Consider the following 17,286-nt stretch of genomic DNA (forward strand, 5'->3'; position numbering starts at 1 on the left):
TCAGCGCCCAAGCGCGCCATTCGCGTCGCCTCAGCGGCCACACCACCACCCAACCCTCCTCCATCGAGGAGGATGGCTCGGGCAGCGGAGGCCCCTCCCCCACCTTCGTCATGGCCGGGCCTGTCCCGGCCATCCATGAACACCAAATGTCAGGCGGCGCACGGGCGGGGCCCGCGAAGATCCTGCGTCGCGGAGATCATGGGTGGCCGGGACAAGCCCGGCCATGACGGTCAGGAGGGGCCCGGCTTGCCGATGCGCTTGATTTCCCAGTCGAGGTCGACGCCGAACTTGGCCTTCACGTCGGCGCGGACGGCTTCGCCGAGGCCTTCGAGGTCGGCGGCGGTCGCCTCGCCGGTGTTGATCAGGAAGTTGGCGTGCAGCGGCGAGAACATCGCCCCGCCGAACGGCTTGCCGCGCCAGCCGGCCTCGTCGACCAGCTTCCAGGAGGAGTGGCCGGGCGGGTTCTTGAAGGTCGAGCCGCCGGTCTTCTCGCGGATCGGCTGCGTCTTCTCCCGCCGCTCGGTGATCTCGTCCATCCGCTGCTGGATGGCGGCCGGGTCGTCGGGCCGGCCCTCGAACAGGGCGCCGGTGAAGATCAGCGGCTGCGCCGCCGCCCGCGCGGACTTGCGGTAGCTGTACTCGAGGTCTGCGTTGGAGAGCGTCAGCCGCTCGCCCGCGCGGGTGAGCGCATAGGCCTCGACCAGCACGTCCTTCGTCTCGGCGCCGTAGCAGCCGGCGTTCATGACCAGGGCGCCGCCGATCGAGCCCGGCACGCCGCGGTAGAACTCCAGCCCCGCGATCCCCGCCTTGCCGGCCTCCCGGGCAAGCGTGGCGTCCAGCACCGCCGCGCCGGCGAAGATGCGGCTGTCGCTGCGCGGCTCGACGCGGGCGAAGGCCTTTCCCAGCCGGACCACCACGCCCTCGACGCCGCCGTCGCGGACCAGGGTGTTGGAGCCGACGCCGAGCACCGTCAGCGGAACCTCCGGCGGCAGGCCCTTCAGAAAGGTCGCAAGGTCGTCCTCGTCCTCCGGCAGAAAGATCACCTCGGCCGGGCCGCCGACCCGGAACCAGGTGAAGGGGCCGAGCGGCTCGTCCCGCAGGAGCTTGCCGCGGACGGCGGGCAGATCGTCCTTCCAGCTCATTCGGCGGCTTCGCCGAGCGCGGTGAGCTCGCCCGGCAGGGCGTAGGACCAGCTGGTGATGTCGCCGGCGCCCAGCAGCACGACCACGTCCCCGGCCCTGGCCTCCTCGCGGACCAGGCCGGCGAGCGCGGCGGGTCCTTCGAGCGGCAGGGCGCGGCGGTGGCCGAAGCGCTTGAGGCCGGCCACCAGGGCGTCGCGGTCGACGCCCTCGATCGGCGTCTCGCCGGCGGCGTAGACGTCGGCCACCAGCACGGTGTCGGCGTCGTTGAAGCACTGGCAGAAGTCGTCGAACAGGTCGCGCAGGCGGGTGTAGCGGTGCGGCTGGACGACCGCGATCACCTTGCCCTCGGTGACCGCGCGGGCGGCCTTGAGCACCGAGGCGATCTCCACCGGGTGGTGGCCGTAGTCGTCGACGACGCGCACGCCGTTGGCCACGCCGGTGGTGGTGAACCGCCGCTTCACCCCCCCGAAGCCGGCCAGGCCCTTGCGGATCGCGTCGGGCTGCACGCCCAGCTCGCGGGCCACGGCGATGGCCGCCAGCGCATTCTGGACGTTGTGCAGCCCGGCCATCGGCAGGCGCAGGTCGTCAATGGAGAGCATGCCGCCGGCGCGCGGCTGGATCACCACGCTGAAGCGCGCGCCGTCCGGCCCCATGCTGACGTTGTGCGCCCGCACCTCCGCCTGGGGGTTCACGCCATAGGTGACGAGCCGGCGGTTCTCCACGCGGCTGGCCATGGCCTGCACTTCCGGGTGGTCGATGCAGACCGCGGCGAAGCCGTAGAAGGGGATGTTCTCCACGAAGTCGCGGAACGCCTTCTTCACGGCCTCGAAGTCGCCGTAGTGGTCCAGGTGCTCCGGGTCGATGTTAGTGACCACGGCGACGGTGGTCTTCAGCTTCAGGAAGGTGCCGTCGCTCTCGTCGGCCTCGACGACGATCCAGTCCCCCGCCCCGACCTTCGCATTGGTGCCGTAGGCGTTGATGATGCCGCCGTTGACGACGGTCGGGTCGAGGCCGCCGGCGTCCAGCAGGGCCGCGACCATGGAGGTGGTGGTGGTCTTGCCGTGGGTGCCGCCCACCGCCACGGAGAACTGCAGGCGCATCAGCTCGGCCAGCATCTCGGCCCGGCGGACCAGGGGCAGGCGCCGCTCGCGGCCGGCGACCATCTCCGGATTGTCCGGCTTCACGGCCGTGGAATAGACGATGGCGTAGGCGCCCTCGACGTTGGCCGCGTCGTGACCGATGAAGATCTTCGCGCCCAGCTTCTCCAGCCGCTCGGTGTTGGCGCTGGCCTTCGCGTCGGAGCCCTGCACCTGGTAGCCGGTGCGCATCATGATCTCGGCGATGCCGCTCATGCCGATCCCCCCGATGCCGATGAAGTGCACGGGACCGATCTCGAAGGGGACGGGGCGGCGAGTCATGGAGTCCTGCTAGCCCAACATTGCGCCCGGGGAAACCGCGGCGGCGGGAACCTTTGCGGCGGCCTGCCATCCAACGGACAGCGCACGGCCTTCACGGCCGCGCTCCAATCCTTCGGAGAATTCCATGTTCAAGGCCACCCTCCTCGCCGCCGCCCTCGCGGCCGCGCCGTTCGCCGTCCACGCCCAGGCCGCCGCGCCGAACGACGCCCAGATCGCCCACATCGCCTACACCGCCGGCCAGATCGACATCGCCGCCGGGAAGCAGGCGCTGGAGAAGTCGAAGGACAAGGCGGTGCGCGAGTTCGCCCAGTCGATGGTCCGCGACCATACGGCGGTGAACGACCAGGCGCTGGCCCTGGTGAAGAAGCTGGGCGTCACGCCGCAGGACAACCCCACCAGCCAGGCGCTCTCCGCCGACGCGGCCGCCAAGCTGAAGTCGATGGCCGCCCTGGACGGCGCCGCGTTCGACCGCGCCTACCTGGCCAACGAGGTCGCGTTCCACCAGACGGTCAACGGCGCGCTCAAATCCACCCTGATCCCGAACGCGAAGAACGGCGAGCTGAAGGCCCTGCTGCAGACCGGGCTGAAGCTGTTCAGCGAGCACCAGGCGCACGCCGAGCAGGTGGCGCAGGCCGCGCGATGAAACGGCGCGAGCTGGTCGCCGCGCTTGCGGCGGGGCTGGCGGCGGCGTCCGGCGGGGCGGCCCTCGCCGCGCCGGCGCCGCGGGTGCGGACCATCACCATGAAGGACATGGTGTTCGGGCCCGTCCCGGCGGACCTCAAGGTCGGCGACGTGGTGATCTGGGCCAACGACGACATCTTCCGCCACACGGCTACGGCCCGGGACAGGTCCTTCGACGTCGACCTGGCGCCGAAGGCCCGCAGGCGGATGACGCTGACCAAGGCGGGGACCGTCGCCTTCTACTGCCGCTTCCACCCGGGGATGACCGGCCGGCTGACGGTGGCGAAGTAGGCGCGCGCCTTCAGGCGGACTGCTGCAGGGACGCGGCGGCCGGCGGCGAGACGCACCGCAGGATCGCCTCGAGCAGGCGCGAGATGAGGATCGGCTTGGTCACGAACTCGTCGAAGCCGAGCTCGAGGTACTGCGCCCGGGTGCGTGACAGGCTGTCGGACGTCAGGGCGATGACGGGGGTCAGCCGCTCGGGTCCGAGGGAGGCGCGGATCCGGCTCACCACCTCCAGGCCGGACATCTCCGGCATGTGGATGTCCATGAGGACGATGTCGAACCGGCGGCGGCTCAGTTGCTCGAGGGCCGCCGCCCCGCTCTGCGCCTGCACGCCGTCGAAGCCGAAGGCCGTGAGGATCTCGCCGACCACCCTGAGATTCATCGGATCGTCGTCGACGTGGAGGACTTCCAGCCGCCCTGGCTGACCCGGATCGACCGGAACTCTACGCATCACTGTTACCCTGAACGCCCTGCGTCCCAAGGTTGCAGAAATTGGATAATGCGCCGCTAACGCGCGGGCGTAGCGGCTCAGCCGCGGGCGGTCTTCTCGACCACGTCGGCCAGGCGCTCGGCGGCGTCGGGGATGGCGACCGAGCGGGCGGCGGCGGCCATGCGCGCGAGCCTCGCCGGATTGTTCAGCAGCTTCTCCAGCGCACTGGCCAGGCTGTCGACGGTGAGCTGGTGCTCGCGGGCGACCTCGGCCCCGCCGGCCTCGGCGAGCAGGCGCGCGTTCTGGCCCTGGTCGTCGTCGATGGCGATGGCCAGCGGCACCAGGATCGACGGCTTGCCGGCCACGGCCAGCTCGCAGACCGTGCCCGCGCCGGAGCGGCCGACGACGAGGTGGGCGGCGGCCAGCCGGCCGGCGAGGTCGCGGAAGAAGGGCGCGATCTCGGCGTCAACGAGGGCGTCGCGGTAGACGCGGCGGGCGAGCGTCATGGACTCCGCGCGGGTCTGCTGCTGCACGACGAGGCGCTGGCGCAGGTCCTCGGGCAGGACCTTGATCGCCTCGGGCACCAGCTCGGAGAGCAGGCGCGCGCCCTGGCTGCCGCCGGTGACCAGCAGGCGCACCGGGCCGCCCGGCTCCGGCGGGACGTAGGCGAGCTCGGCGAGCGCCCGAATCGCCGGGCGCACGGGATTGCCGACCACGATGGCCCGGCCGGCGACCTTCGGGGGGGCCTTCTGCAGGGTCGGGAATGCGCAGGCGACGGTCTTCACATGGCTGGCCAGCAGCCGGTTGGTCCGGCCCATCACCGCGTTCTGCTCGTGGATCACCGTGGGCCGGCGGTCGAGGATGGCGGCGACCAGGGCGGGGGCGGACGGATAGCCGCCGAAGCCGACCACGACGTTGGGGCCGATCTCGCGGAACTCGCGCCGGGCCTTCATGGCGCCGGCCATCACCGCCAGGCCCGCGCGGGCCATGCCGATCGGGTCGCCGGGCCTGTAGGTGGCCGCCGACAGGCCGATGCGGCGCTCCGCCGGGAAGTCCTGGGCGAGGCCCGCCACCCGCTCGTCGGAGGCCAGCACGATGCGCCAGCCGCGGGCGATCAGCGCCTCGGCCAGGGCCTGGGCGGGAAACAGGTGTCCGCCGGTGCCCCCGGCGGCGACGACCGCGATCTTGTTCATGACCGGCCCGCCACTAAGCGAACGCGCCGGCCTTGGCGAGCCCTTCCGAGGGCAGGTAGGCGCCGGGCCGGCGGCGGGTCAGCGCGAGCGCGAGGCCGAGCGTCAGCCCCATGGCGAGCATGGACGAGCCGCCGTAGCTGATGAACGGCAGGGTCATGCCCTTGGTGGGGATCATGTTGAGGTTCACCGCCACGTTGATGAAGGCCTGCTGGCCCACCAGGACGAAGAGGCCCGCGGCGGCCACCTGCTCGAACGGGTCCGACAGCTTCATGGCGCGGTAGAGGCCGCGGATGACGATGAAGGCGAACAGCGAGATCAGCAGCAGGGAGAAGATCAGGCCGTACTCCTCCGCGCCCACCGAATAGATGAAGTCGGTGTGCAGGTCGGGCACGTGGCGCTTCATGACGCCCTCGCCCGGGCCGCGGCCGAAGACGCCGCCGGCGGCGATCGCCTCGGCCGCGCGGTCGACCTGGTGGGTGTCGGCCTTGTCGGGGCTGAGGAAGCGGTCGACGCGGCTGGCCACGTGCGGGAACAGGAAATAGGTCGACGACAGGCCGGCTATGGCCGTCGCGCCCAGCAGCATCACCCACGAGAGCGGCACGCCGGCCATCCAGAAGGCCGCGCCGAAGGCGACGGTGATCAGCACCGTCTGGCCGACGTCCGGCTGGATCAGCAGCAGGGCCACGGAGATGAAGTAGAGGCCGAAGGCGATGGAGACGCCGGGCACGCCCTGCCCCTTCTGGCCCTCGGCGAACATCCAGGCGACCAGGATGATCAGCGCCGGCTTCATGTACTCGGACGGCTGGAAGGTGAAGCCGCCGAACTCGAGCCAGCGGGTGGCGCCCTTGGCGTTGTGGCCGATGAACGGCAGGGCGATCATCACCGCGATGGCCGCCAGCCAGATGAAGAAGGCCGCCCGCCGGACGCCTTTGACGTCCAGCATCGAGACGGTGATCAGGATGAAGGCCGAGGCGCCGGCGAAGACGCACTGGCGGACGGCGAAGTGGAACGGGTCGCCGAGGTTCATCCGCGAGGCGGCCGCGGGGCTGGCGGCGAACGACATCAGGACGCCCACGAAGATCAGCAGGCCCACGACGCCGAGCATCCAGCGATCCACCGTCCACCACCAGACGCCGATCGGCGAGCGGTCGGAGCGGGCGAAGGCGTGGGCCTGGGAGGGCGTGGTCACGCGGCCCCCTTGTTGGCGGCGAGCGGGGCGGCGGCCAGGCGCGCGACGGCGGCGCGGAAGGCCTCGCCGCGCTCCTCGAAGTCGGCGAACTGGTCGAAGGAGGCGGCCGCGGGCGAGAGCAGGACGACGGCGTCCTGGCCCGACGCCGCGGCGTCGGCGTAGGCGGCGGCGACCGCGGCCGACATGGTCCCGCACTCCTGCACCGGGGCCTTGCCGGCCAGGGTGCGGGCGAACAGCGGCGCGCCCTCCCCGATCAGGTAGGCCTTCTCGATGCGCGGGAAGAGGTCGGCGAGCGCCTCGATGCCGCCGGTCTTCGGCTGGCCGCCGGCGATCCAGTAGAACTTCGGATAGCTCGACATGGCCTGGCGGGCGGCGTCGGTGTTGGTGGCCTTGCTGTCGTTGACGAAGCGGACGCGGCCCAGCGCGCCCACGGTCTCCATCCGGTGCGCCAGGCCCGGGAAGGTCATCAGGTGCTCGGCGGCTTCCTCGGCGGCGATGCCCAGGCCCTTGGCGGCGGCGTAGGCGGCCGCGGCGTTCTGCCAGTTGTGGCGGCCGGGCAGCGAGCGGGCGCGGGTCAGGTCGGCGACCTCCACGGCGCGCTCGCCGGTGGCGTCGTAGAGCATGCCCTGCAGGGCGTAGATCCCCCGGCCCATGGCCTTGGAGGCGGAGATCGGCACGATGGTGCGGCGGTTGGCGGCGGTGATCTCGGTGCAGATCCGCTGGCCCCAGGGATCGTCCACGCCGATCACCGCGGTGTCGCCCTTGCCCTGGTTGGCGAGGATCCGGCGCTTGGCGGCGACGTAGCCCTCCATGCCGCCGTGCCGCTCCAGGTGGTCCGGCGAGATGTTGAGGATGATCGAGACGTCGGGGTGCAGGCTGGTGGTGAGGTCCAGCTGGTAGGACGACAGCTCCAGGACGTAGACCGCCCCGCCGTGCATGTCCTCGAGGCCCAGGACACCGACGCCGATGTTGCCGCCCATGCGGGTGTCGCGGCCCGCCTGGGCGCAGATGTGGGCGATGAGCGCGGTGGTGGTCGACTTGCCGTTGGTGCCGGTGATGGCGACGATCTTCGGGCGCTTGTGCTCGGGCGCGGCGTTGACCGCGCGGGCGAAGAGCTCGACGTCGCCCAGGATCTCGACCCCGGCGGCGCGGGCCCGCTCGACGGTCCAGTGCGGCGCGGGATGGGTCAGGGGCACGCCCGGCGACAGCATGAGCGCGGCGAACTGCGACCAGTCGGCGGTGGAGAGATCGGTGAGGGTGAAGCCCTCGGCCTCAGCCGCCGCGCGGGTGGCGGGCTTCTCGTCCCACAGCGCCACCTCGGCCCCGCCGGCGATCAGCGCGCGCGCGGCCGTGAGGCCCGTACGCGCCAGGCCGAACACGGCGACCGTCCTGCCTTCGAAGCCGCGGACCGGGATCATGGCTGAGCGCTGACCCTCCCTACCGCAGCTTGAGCGTGGCGAGGCCGACGAGGGCCAGCATCACCGCGACGATCCAGAAACGGATCACCACGGTCGATTCCGACCAGCCGAGCTTCTCGAAGTGGTGGTGCACCGGGGCCATGCGGAACACCCGCTTGCCGGTGAGCTTGAACGAGGCGACCTGGATCATCACCGACAGGGTCTCGGCCACGAACAGGCCGCCGATGATCGACAGGATGATCTCGTGCCGGGTGGCGACCGCGATGGTGCCGACCGCGCCGCCCAGGGCCAGGGAGCCGGTATCGCCCATGAAGATCTTGGCCGGCGGGGCGTTGTACCAGAGGAAGCCCAGCCCCGCCCCGATCAGCGCGCCGCAGAAGACCGCGATCTCGCCGACGCCGGGCACGAAGTGGAGCTGCAGGTAGTTCGAGAAGACGAAGTTGCCGACCAGGTAGGCGATCAGGCCGTAGGCGGCCGCGGCGATCATCACCGGCACCGTCGCCAGGCCGTCGAGGCCGTCGGTGAAGTTCACGGCGTTGGCCGCGCCCACGATGATGAAGGCCCCGAACAGCAGGTAGAACCAGTTCAGGTCCAGCACCGCCTGCTTGAAGACCGGGAAGGTGACCGAGGTCAGCAGATCCGGCGATTCCGGCGGCTTGGCCGCGAACAGGATGATGATCGCCACCGCCGCCATGGCGATCAGCGCCTCCAGCAGCAGCCGCACCCGGCCAGACACGCCCTCGGTGGTCTGCTTGGTGACCTTGGCGTAGTCGTCGAGGAAGCCCAGCACGCCGTAGCCGGCGGTGACCAGCACCACGGCCCAGACGTAGGGGTTGGAGAGATCGCTCCAGAGAAGGGTGCCGGCGAGCAGGCCGGCCAGGATCATCACCCCGCCCATGGTCGGGGTGCCGGCCTTCTCGACGATGTGGCGCTCGATGCCTTCCTTGCGGATCGGCTGGCCCTTGCCCTGCTTGGCCTGCATCCAGCGGATGAAGCGGCTGCCGAGCGCGACCACGATGAACTGGGCGGTGAAGATCGCCAGCCCGGTGCGGAAGGTCTGGTATTTCAGGAGGTTGAGGACGGGGACGTAGCCGTCGGCGGAAAGCTGGACCCAAAGCCAGTAGAACATCAGCCCGCCTCCCCGCCACCGGAGTCGAGCGCGGTCAGGGCGTGCGCGACCGCGCCCGCCTTCGACCCATTCGACCCCTTCACCATCACGAGGTCGCCGGGCTCTACGGCCCGGGCGACCTGCGGCGCGAGATCCGCCGCTGTCTCGGCGTACCCGCCTCTCCGAGTCGGCGGAAGGGCGTCCCAGAGGCTTTTCATGAGCGGTCCGGCGCAGAACACCAGGTCGATGCCGGCCCGCTCCAGGGGCTCCGCGAGGGCGGCGTGGAAGGCCGGGCCCTCGTCGCCCAGCTCCAGCATGTCGGTGAGCGCGACGATGCGCCGCCCTTCGGTCGCCCGGGCGCCGAGGGTGCGGATCGCCGAGGCCATGGAGATCGGGTTGGCGTTGTAGCTCTCGTCCACCAGGGTGAAGGTCCCGCCCTTCGTCCGGACCAGCTTCTCGGCCCCGCGGCCCTCCAGCGGCTCGAAGGAGCCCAGCGCGGCCAGGCTGTCGTTCAGATCGACGTCCAGGGCTTCCAGCATCAGCAGCACGGCCATGCTGTTGAGGCCCCAGTGGAAGCCGGTCTGCAGGATGGGGAAGTCCATCGCCTTGCCGTGCAGGCGGGCCTGCACCACGCCGTGGCGGCCGGGGACCTGGAAGTCGATCAGGCGCGCGTCGCAGCCCTCGCCGGTCCCGAAGGTGCGGACCTCGGCGCCCGCCTTGCGGGCCTCGGCGGCCAGCAGGTCGAACCAGGCGTTGTCGGCGTTCAGCACCGCCACGCCGCCGGGCTCGAGGCCGGCGAAGATCTCGGCCTTGGCGCGGGCGACGCCCGCCTCGCCGTCCGGGAAGTTCTCGGTGTGCACGGGCCCGACGGTCGTGACCACCACGGCGTGCGGCCGGACGAACTTCGCGAGCGGGGTGATCTCGTCCGCGTGGTTCATGCCGATCTCGAAGACCGCGCGCTCGGTGTCGCGGGGCATGCGGGCGAGCGTCAGCGGCACGCCGATGTGGTTGTTGTAGGATTTCACCGACGAGTGCGCCCGGCCGGCCAGGCGGAGCCCGGCCATGATCGCCTGGGTGACGCTGGTCTTGCCGACCGAGCCGGTCACCGCGCCGCGGCGGACCTGCGGCGCGCGCTCGCGGGCGGCGACGCCCAGCTGCTCCAGGGCCTTGAAGGTGTCCTGGACCATCACCGCCGGGCCGGAGACGGCCTGCGAGGCCAGCACGCCGGCGGCCCCCTTGGCGAGCGCCTGGTCCACGAACTCATGACCGTCGCGGACTCCCGCCAGGGCCACGAAGAGGTCGCCCGGGGCGATCGAGCGGGTGTCGATGGAGACGCCGGTCGCGGCGAAGCCGCCGGCCACCTGGCCGCCCACGGCGGCGGCGATCTCCTCCGCGGTCCAGAGGGGCTCAGCCATGGACCAGCTCCAGCGCCTGGATTGTCTCGGTGACGTCGTCGAAGGGATGGACCACGCCGGCCACGGTCTGGCCCTGCTCGTGGCCCTTGCCGGCCACCACCAGGATGTCGCCCTCGCCCAGCAGGGCCGCGCCCGCGCGGATCGCCTCGCGGCGGTCGCCGATGTCCTGCGCGCCCTTCGCGCCTTCCAGCACCTCGGCGCGGATCGCGGCCGGATCCTCGGAGCGCGGGTTGTCGTCGGTGACGATGGCGACGTCCGCCAGCTCGGCGGCGATGCGGCCCATGATCGGGCGCTTGCCGCGGTCGCGGTCGCCGCCGGCCCCGAACACCACGATCAGCTTGCCGGTGACGTGCGGGCGCAGCGCCTTCAGCACCGTCTCCAGCCCGTCGGGCGTGTGGGCGTAGTCCACATAGGCTTCGCCGCCGCGCGGGCCCGCGCCCACGCGCTGCAGCCGGCCCGGCGCGCCCTGCAGCGCCTCCAGGCCCGCGAAAGCCTCGTCCAGGGTCAGCCCGGCGGCCAGGCAGAGGCCCGCCGCGACCAGCGCGTTGGACGCCTGGAAGCCGCCGGCCAGCGGCAGGCGGACGTCGAAGGTGCGGCCCTGGGCGAGGATCTCCAGCCGCTGGCCCTCCGGCAGCAGGCTGCGGGAGACGAGCTTCAGCCCCTGCCCCGCCTCGCCCACCGACAGGATGGTCTGGCCGGCGCAGACGGCGGCCGCGGCGAAGGCCGGGAAGTCGTCCGAGTCGGCGTTCAGCACGGCGGTCCCGCCACGCGGCAGCAGGGTCTCGAACAGCCGCAGCTTGGCGGCCCGGTAGGCCTCCATGGTCCCGTGGTAGTCGAGGTGGTCCTGGGTCAGGTTGAGGTAGCCCGCCGCGGTGAGCTTCACCGCGTCCAGCCGCCGCTGGTCCACCCCGTGCGAGGAGGCCTCCATGGCGAAGTGGGTGACGCCCATGTCGGTGATCCTGGCCAGCAGTTCGGCCACGTCGGCGGCGTCGGGCGTGGTCAGGCCGGGCGGCGTGACCTGCTCGTCGCGGCCGTCCGGATAGCTCACCGTCACGCCGAGCGTGCCCATGCTGGCCGACGTGCGGCCGGCGCGGGCGAAGATCTGGCGGCAGAAGTTGGCGACCGAGGTCTTGCCGTTGGTGCCGGTCACCGCGACGCAGGTCTGGGGCTGCCGGCCCCAGAAGTTGGCGGCCGCGAGCGCATAGGCGCGGCGGGGATCGGGAGTGGCCACGGTCGGGACGGAGAGGCCCAGGTCCCGGTCGGCGATGACCGCGGCGGCGCCCGCCGCCACGGCCTTGGCCGCGAACGCCGCGCCGTCCACCTGGCTGCCCGGCAGGGCGGCGAACAGGAAGCCCGGCTGCACCTTGCGGCTGTCGGCGGTCACGCCGGTGATCTCGGGATCGGCGGAGAGCTCGCGCTTCACCAGCTCGGAGAGGCGGCGGCTCATTGCACGCCCGGCGGCGGTGCGGCCGCGCCCTCTGCGATGGTCAGGATGTCGTTCTTGCGGCGGACGCCGAGGAACGGGGCGATGCGGTCGATGACGCGGCCGGCCGCCGGCGCCGCCACCCACCCGCCGGTGGAGTAGCCGTAGGTCCGGGCGCTGGGGTGCGGCTCGTCCATGAGGATCAGCACGAAATAGCGGTCGTCCTCCACCGCCCCGTCAGTGGGGAAGGCGGCGGCGAACGAAGAGACCTGCTTCTGGCGACTATAACCCCGGATCGCCGGATCGTACTTCTCGCCCGTGCCGGTCTTGCCGCCCACCGACAGGCCGGGGACGTTGGCCGACTTGCCGGAGCCGCCGGTCACGTTGGCGCGCATGATCTGCAGCATCTGGGCGGAGGTGCGCTCGGACATCACCCGCTCGCCGGGGATCGTCTTGCCGTCCTCGACCTTGCGGATCGTGAGCGGCCGGCGGACGCCGCCGTTCATCAGCGTGTTGTAGGCGATCACCAGGGTCAGCGGCGAGACGTTCATCCCGTGGCCGAAGGAGGTGGAGGCGACGGTGTCCTCGTCCCACTTCTTCGGCGTCAGCGGCCGCGCGCTCTCGATCAGCTCGACGGGGGCGGTGCGGGTGAGGCCGAGCTTATTGAAGTACTGGCTGAGCCGCTGCGGCCCGACGCTGACCGCCAGCTTGGCGGTGCCGATGTTGGAGGAGTGCTGGAACACCTCGACCAGCGTCAGCACCTTACGCGCGGCGTGGTAGTCGTTGATGGTCCGATAGCCCAGTTGGTACGGGAAGCGGGCGTCGAAAGTCGACGAAGGCGTCGCCACCCCGGCGTCCAGGCCGACGGCGACGGTGAAGGCCTTGAAGGTCGAGCCCATCTCGAAGACCGCGGCCGCCGCGCGGTTCAGCTTGGCGTCGTCGGTGGCCTGGCCCGGCTTGTTGGGGTCGAAGGTGGGATAGCTCGCCATGCCCAGGATCTCGCCCGTGTGGACGTTGGTGACGATACCCACCGCGCCGCGCGGCCGGAACTCGGCGGCGGCCTTGTAGAGCTCGTCCTCCAGCGCGGCCTGGACGCGCAGGTCGATGGACAGCGGGATCGCCGCCTTGTTGGCGGCCGCCTTGCGGATGTCCTCGTTGAGCGCGGCCTCCGCGCCGGTCAGGCCCTCCCCGCCCGTGTCGGCGAAGCCGATCAGGTGGGCCGCCGTGGAGCCCAGCGGATAGACCCGCCGCTCCTCGGGCTCGAAGCTGACGCCGGGCAGGCCCAGGCTGTGCACGCGGGCGCGCTGCTCGGGCGTCAGTCCCCCCATCAGGAAGGTGCGGCGCTCGCCGCGCAGGGCGCGCTCCAGGCGGTGCGGCTCGACCTCCGGCAGGATGCGGGTGAGCGCCGCGCGGGTCTCGGCGGTGTCCCAGATCTCGCGCGGGTCGATGTAGAGGCCGTAGTGCAGCAGGTCGGCGGCCAGCATCTGGCCGTTGCGGTCCACGAGGTCGGCGCGCGAGGCGCCGGCGATCGGCGCCAGGCCGTCGTGACCGCGCAGGCCCGAGAACATGGCCGCGCGGGTGGCGCCGACGGCCAGGGCCAGGAAGGCGGCGCTGAAGATCGCCAGCACGAAGAAGATCCGCAGGCGGGTGTCGTCCTCCGCCTTGCCCGAGGCGCGCGCGCGCTCGAAGGCGTGCTCCAGGCCCCACAGCCAGCGGGAGAACGGCAGGCCGCCGAAGCTGTGCTGACCGAGGCTCATTGGGCGTCCTCGGGGGGCTCGGCCTCTTCCTCGGTGGCGACCGGCGCGGCGGCCGGCGCCGGCGGGGCGAGCACCACGGGCGGGGCCGGATTGCGGGCGACGTCCAGCAGGGCGTCGGTGGTGGTCTCGCGCTTCACCGAGACCGGGGCGAGGCCCAGGTAGGCGGTGGACAGGCGCTCGATGCGGGACGGCTGCTCCAGGTGGCTCACCTCGGCCTGCAGCAGGCGGATGCGCGCCTTCTCGGCCGCGATCTGGCGCTCGATGCGGGCGATCTCGGCCCGCTCGCGTCCGGCGACGGTCTTGGCCAGGTAGACGCCCAGGATCAGCATCACCAGCAGCCCCAGGGCCACCAGGTCGACCAGGCGGAAACCGCGCACCCTCCGATCGAGCAGGCTCATGCCGCGTCTCTCCAGACCGGCGCATCGGTGCGCACGGCCGCTCTCAACTTCGCCGAACGGGCCCGGGGATTGGCCGCCACCTCCGCGTCCGACGGCGACTTCGCGCCGTTGAACAGGAGCTGGAAGCTGGGCGCAGCGCCGGCTTGCACCGGCGGCGCGTGGCGCGATCCCGAGGGCGTTCTACCCGCTCGCACCGTCAGGAAGCTTTTGACGATTCTGTCTTCCAAAGAATGGAACGTGACGACGCAGAGGCGGCCGCCGGTTTTGAGCGTCCGTTCGGCCGCGACGAGGCCGGCCTCCAGCTCGGACAGCTCCTCGTTCACGGCGATGCGGATGGCCTGGAAGGACCGCGTCGCCGGATGGACCTTGGCGCCGCGGCGGCCGCCGAGCGCCTTCTCGATGAACTCCGCCAGCTCCAGGGTGCGGGTGAACGGCTGCTCGGCGCGGCGGCGCGCGATGGCGCCAGCGATCCGGCGGCTCTGCCGCTCCTCGCCATAGACGTAGAGGATGCGCGCGAGCTCGACCGGCTCGGCGGTGTTGACCAGGTCGGCGGCGGTGAGGCCGGCGTCGCCCATGCGCATGTCCAGCGGACCGTCGCGCATGAAGGAGAAGCCGCGCTCGGCCTCGTCGAGCTGCATGGAGGAGACGCCGAGGTCCATGGCCACGCCGTCGGCGACGCCCTCGCCCACCACCTCGGCCATGTCGGAGAACCGCGCCTCCACCAGCCGGAAGCGGTCGGCGGGCAGGCCCTCGGCGAAGCGGCGGGCGGAGGGGTCGCGGTCGAAGGCGATGACGCTGGCGCCGGTCGCCAGGATGGCGCGCGCGTAGCCGCCGGCCCCGAAGGTGCCGTCGACGTGGGTCTCGCCGGGCTTGGGCGCGAGGGCGTCCACCACCTCGTCGCGCAGGACGGACACGTGGGGCGCGCCGCTCACTGGCCGCCTCCCAGGCGGGCGGCGCGCTGCTGGGCGCGCATCTGGGCCAGGCCCTCGCGGGCCAGCTCGCGCTGGGCGGCGCGGTGGGCCTGGAACGCCTCGCGCTGCCAGATCTGGAACCGATCGCCCAGGCCCACGACCACGACCCAGTCGGTGAGGCCGAACATGTCGCAGAGGGTTTCCGGAAGGGTGATGCGGCCGGCGGTGTCGAAGGAGAGCCGGGCCATGCCGCCCAGCACCGAAGTCTCCAGCGCGCTGCGCAGCGGATCGCCGAAGTCCAGCTCCTCGATGAGGCCGTTGTAGCGGTCGAACAGCGCCTTGCCGCCGCCCTCGATGCAGTCGGCCTCGATGGAGGGGAAGCAGAACACCCCGTCGAAGGGGCCGGCGGCGAGCGCGCGGAATTCCTGCGGCACGACGATGCGCCGCTTGGCGTCCAGCTGTTTCTCGAAGGTCGAGAGAAACACCGCCTGAGAACCCCTGCCCTGCGACCGCACCCTCGGCCGCCCCGCTATCCGCTTCCCCGATGCCGGCGGGTCCGCCCCCAACGGGGACCCGCGACGCAGTCAGCGAATGACTATTGGGTTAACATGGGAGCGAATGGGATACAATGACTCTGGTTGCCCATGCAGCGCCAAATCAAAGATGTCGCAGAGTCTCATGGTTAACGGCTTCTACTTATCCACAGAACGTACAGAGAACCCGTTAAGCTGCTGGGGATGCTTTGCGGACGTTCCGAGGAGATGTGAGGGACCAGACGGCCTGTAAGCCGGGTTCTGTGCCGCCCCCGAAGGGACGCGGCGGCCATTCCTCTGGACCGACCCTCGCGGGCCGGTTCTCGCGACCTACCCGGACCTGCTCGGGCCAACGACGGCCCTGTTCCCATTGCTGGGAACGCGCGGTCCCTATTCGGTCTTGCTCCTGGCGGGGCTTGCCGTGCCGCCCTTGTTACCAAGGACGCGGTGGGCTCTTACCCCACCCTTTCACCCTTACCGCTCACGAGGAGCGGCGGTTTGCTTTCTGTGGCGCTATCCCTGGGGTCGCCCCCGGCGGGCGTTACCCGCCGCCATGTCGTCGTGGAGCCCGGACTTTCCTCGAGCTTGCGCCCGCGACCGCCCGGCCGTCTGGTCCGGGCGGAACATGGTGGGAGCGGACGTCCGGGTCAAGCTGGTGTCATTCCGGCCCATTTTCCATCAGCCGGGCGACGGGATGGTCGCCGAGGCCCGCGATGGCGCCCGCCCGGTCGGCGGCGTTCTTGTTCTGGCCGAGCTTGGAGATCCCCTCCAGCCGCTCGACGGCGAGGCGCGCGCCGACGATGCCGCGGGCCATCTTCTCGAACACGCCGGGGCTCATCTTGGCCCGGGTCCAGGGGCCCTTGGGCAGAAGGCGCGCCTCCTCCTGGGCCGACAGCGCGTCGACCTGGGCGACCAGGCCGGCCTCGTCGAGGATCGTCACCGGCCCCTCGGCCTCGACGGTGACGTAGTTCCAGGTCGGCACCTGGTCGGCGCTCTCGTACCAGTCGGGGCTGACGTAGGCGTCGGGGCCGAGGCTGACGATCACCGCCCGGAACCCGTCGGCCAGGAACGGCGCCAGCGCGTTGTTGCGCGACAGGTGGAAGTCGATGGCCAGGCCGTCCGTCAGCCGCCGCACCACCACGGGCGCGTGGGCGACCCGCGGCCGGCCGTCTGGCGCCGCGGCGATGGTCACGAACGGCCGCTCGGCGAGCTGGGCCAGCAGCCGGCCCTCGTCGGCGACGTGGAACAGCCTGGCCGGATGCATCAGGCGCCGAGCCTGAGGAGCGCGATCAGCCGCGCGCGGGTCTCGCCGTCGGCGATGCCGTCCACCCGCTCGGGCCGCCAGTGGCGCTGGAAGGCGCCGACCACGGTGGCGGTGTGGGCGTCGTACTCGCCGGAGGGCGCGCAATCGTAGCCCAGCCGGGTGAGCCCCGCCTGCAGGGCGAAGACGCCGGCGCCCTTCTCCCCCTCCGCCAGCGGCGCGCCGGGCGCGGCCGGCGCCTCGGCCCAGAGGCCGTGGCCAGCCTCCGCCAGGCGCTTCCAGGGGAACAGCTCGCCGGGATCGATCTTGCGGTCGGGGGCGATGTCGGAATGGCCGACGATGCGGCCGTCGTCGATCATCCAGCGGGTGCGGATGTCGGCCACCAGCGCGATGACGGCGGCGATCTGGGCCTCGGGGAACGGGCGGTAGCCGAACTCGTGGCCCGGGTTGACGATCTCGACGCCGATGGAGGTGGCGTTGAGGCCGCTCTGGCCCTTCCAGAACGAGACGCCCGCGTGCCAGGCGCGCCGCTCCTCCGGCACCAGGCGGAAGATCCGGCCGTCCTCCTCCACCAGGTAGTGCGAGGACACCTTGGCCTCCGGATCGCGCAGCCGGTCGAGCGCCTCGGGGCCGGTGGGCATGCCGGTGTAGTGCAGCACCAGGAGGTCCGGCGGGGCGGTCCGGGCGTCGAAGTTGGGCGACGGGGCTTCGATGAACTCCATGG

At 71.8% G+C, this 17,286-nt stretch carries 17 protein-coding genes and 1 other RNA gene; 2 read left to right on the forward strand and 16 right to left on the reverse strand.

What is annotated here, in order from left to right; translation table 11 throughout:
• Positions 1-230 precede the first annotated feature (230 nt).
• Both murB and murC read right to left on the reverse strand, forming a co-directional pair.
• Positions 231-1,142, reverse strand: coding sequence for a UDP-N-acetylmuramate dehydrogenase (gene murB, locus VM685_RS15085; protein WP_325460995.1), 912 nt, complete (start codon positions 1,140-1,142; stop codon positions 231-233).
• Positions 1,139-2,560 carry a UDP-N-acetylmuramate--L-alanine ligase gene (gene murC / locus VM685_RS15090; RefSeq protein WP_325460996.1) on the reverse strand — a complete coding sequence of 474 codons (1,422 nt, stop codon included), beginning with the start codon at positions 2,558-2,560 and terminating at the stop codon, positions 1,139-1,141. The genes murB and murC overlap by 4 nt, the downstream gene beginning before the upstream one ends.
• A 124-nt stretch (positions 2,561-2,684) precedes the next feature.
• Here murC and VM685_RS15095 point away from each other — a divergent pair, with 124 nt between their 5' ends.
• Together VM685_RS15095 and VM685_RS15100 are read left to right on the forward strand one after the other, a co-directional pair.
• Entirely contained in the window at positions 2,685-3,203 is a 519-nt protein-coding gene (locus VM685_RS15095; RefSeq protein ID WP_325460997.1) for a DUF4142 domain-containing protein, read from the forward strand.
• Positions 3,200-3,532 carry a cupredoxin domain-containing protein gene (locus VM685_RS15100; protein ID WP_325460998.1) on the forward strand — a complete coding sequence of 111 codons (333 nt, stop codon included), beginning with the start codon at positions 3,200-3,202 and terminating at the stop codon, positions 3,530-3,532. The genes VM685_RS15095 and VM685_RS15100 overlap by 4 nt, the downstream gene beginning before the upstream one ends.
• A 10-nt stretch (positions 3,533-3,542) precedes the next feature.
• On the opposite strand, the gene VM685_RS15105 is transcribed toward VM685_RS15100, so the two are convergent.
• The 14 genes from VM685_RS15105 to VM685_RS15170 all read right to left on the reverse strand — a co-directional run bounded on the left by VM685_RS15105 (position 3,543) and on the right by VM685_RS15170 (position 17,284).
• Complete coding sequence (locus VM685_RS15105) at positions 3,543-3,977, reverse strand: response regulator (protein ID WP_325460999.1); 435 nt, start codon at positions 3,975-3,977, stop codon at positions 3,543-3,545.
• Positions 3,978-4,054: 77 nt separating this feature from the next.
• Positions 4,055-5,149: an undecaprenyldiphospho-muramoylpentapeptide beta-N-acetylglucosaminyltransferase gene (gene murG, locus VM685_RS15110; protein WP_325461000.1), complete on the reverse strand. Its 1,095-nt coding sequence runs from the start codon at positions 5,147-5,149 to the stop codon at positions 4,055-4,057.
• A gap of 13 nt (positions 5,150-5,162) precedes the next feature.
• Complete coding sequence (ftsW, locus tag VM685_RS15115) at positions 5,163-6,338, reverse strand: putative lipid II flippase FtsW (protein WP_325461001.1); 1,176 nt, start codon at positions 6,336-6,338, stop codon at positions 5,163-5,165.
• Positions 6,335-7,756 (reverse strand): UDP-N-acetylmuramoyl-L-alanine--D-glutamate ligase, encoded by a 1,422-nt coding sequence (murD, locus tag VM685_RS15120; RefSeq protein WP_325461002.1) that lies wholly within the window; start codon positions 7,754-7,756, stop codon positions 6,335-6,337. Before murD ends, ftsW begins: the two co-directional genes overlap by 4 nt.
• 19 nt (positions 7,757-7,775) lie before the next feature.
• Complete coding sequence (gene mraY, locus VM685_RS15125) at positions 7,776-8,885, reverse strand: phospho-N-acetylmuramoyl-pentapeptide-transferase (RefSeq protein WP_325461003.1); 1,110 nt, start codon at positions 8,883-8,885, stop codon at positions 7,776-7,778.
• The gene (locus VM685_RS15130; RefSeq protein WP_325461004.1) at positions 8,885-10,279 is read right to left on the reverse strand and encodes a UDP-N-acetylmuramoyl-tripeptide--D-alanyl-D-alanine ligase; all 1,395 of its coding nucleotides are present in this window, start codon (positions 10,277-10,279) and stop codon (positions 8,885-8,887) included. The genes mraY and VM685_RS15130 overlap by 1 nt, the downstream gene beginning before the upstream one ends.
• Entirely contained in the window at positions 10,272-11,726 is a 1,455-nt protein-coding gene (locus VM685_RS15135; protein ID WP_325461005.1) for a UDP-N-acetylmuramoyl-L-alanyl-D-glutamate--2,6-diaminopimelate ligase, read from the reverse strand. Before VM685_RS15135 ends, VM685_RS15130 begins: the two co-directional genes overlap by 8 nt.
• Positions 11,723-13,459 carry a penicillin-binding protein 2 gene (locus VM685_RS15140; protein WP_325461006.1) on the reverse strand — a complete coding sequence of 579 codons (1,737 nt, stop codon included), beginning with the start codon at positions 13,457-13,459 and terminating at the stop codon, positions 11,723-11,725. The genes VM685_RS15135 and VM685_RS15140 overlap by 4 nt, the downstream gene beginning before the upstream one ends.
• The gene (ftsL, locus tag VM685_RS15145) at positions 13,456-13,857 is read right to left on the reverse strand and encodes a cell division protein FtsL (RefSeq protein ID WP_325461007.1); all 402 of its coding nucleotides are present in this window, start codon (positions 13,855-13,857) and stop codon (positions 13,456-13,458) included. The genes VM685_RS15140 and ftsL overlap by 4 nt, the downstream gene beginning before the upstream one ends.
• A complete protein-coding gene (rsmH, locus tag VM685_RS15150) occupies positions 13,854-14,789 on the reverse strand; it encodes a 16S rRNA (cytosine(1402)-N(4))-methyltransferase RsmH (RefSeq protein ID WP_325461008.1) in 936 nt (311 codons plus the stop codon). The genes ftsL and rsmH overlap by 4 nt, the downstream gene beginning before the upstream one ends.
• On the reverse strand, positions 14,786-15,253 hold the full coding sequence (locus VM685_RS15155; RefSeq protein WP_325461009.1) for a division/cell wall cluster transcriptional repressor MraZ: 468 nt from the start codon (positions 15,251-15,253) through the stop codon (positions 14,786-14,788). Before VM685_RS15155 ends, rsmH begins: the two co-directional genes overlap by 4 nt.
• Positions 15,254-15,535: 282 nt before the next feature.
• Positions 15,536-15,914: RNase P RNA component class A (rnpB, locus tag VM685_RS15160), an RNA gene on the reverse strand.
• A gap of 45 nt (positions 15,915-15,959) precedes the next feature.
• On the reverse strand, positions 15,960-16,565 hold the full coding sequence (locus VM685_RS15165; RefSeq protein ID WP_325461010.1) for an FMN-binding negative transcriptional regulator: 606 nt from the start codon (positions 16,563-16,565) through the stop codon (positions 15,960-15,962).
• A complete protein-coding gene (locus VM685_RS15170; protein WP_325461011.1) occupies positions 16,565-17,284 on the reverse strand; it encodes an N-acetylmuramoyl-L-alanine amidase in 720 nt (239 codons plus the stop codon). The genes VM685_RS15165 and VM685_RS15170 overlap by 1 nt, the downstream gene beginning before the upstream one ends.
• Between the last annotated feature and the right edge of the window lie 2 nt (positions 17,285-17,286).

Origin of the sequence: Phenylobacterium sp. (assembly GCF_035539035.1) — a bacterium.
In the GTDB taxonomy this organism is placed as follows: domain Bacteria; phylum Pseudomonadota; class Alphaproteobacteria; order Caulobacterales; family Caulobacteraceae; genus Phenylobacterium.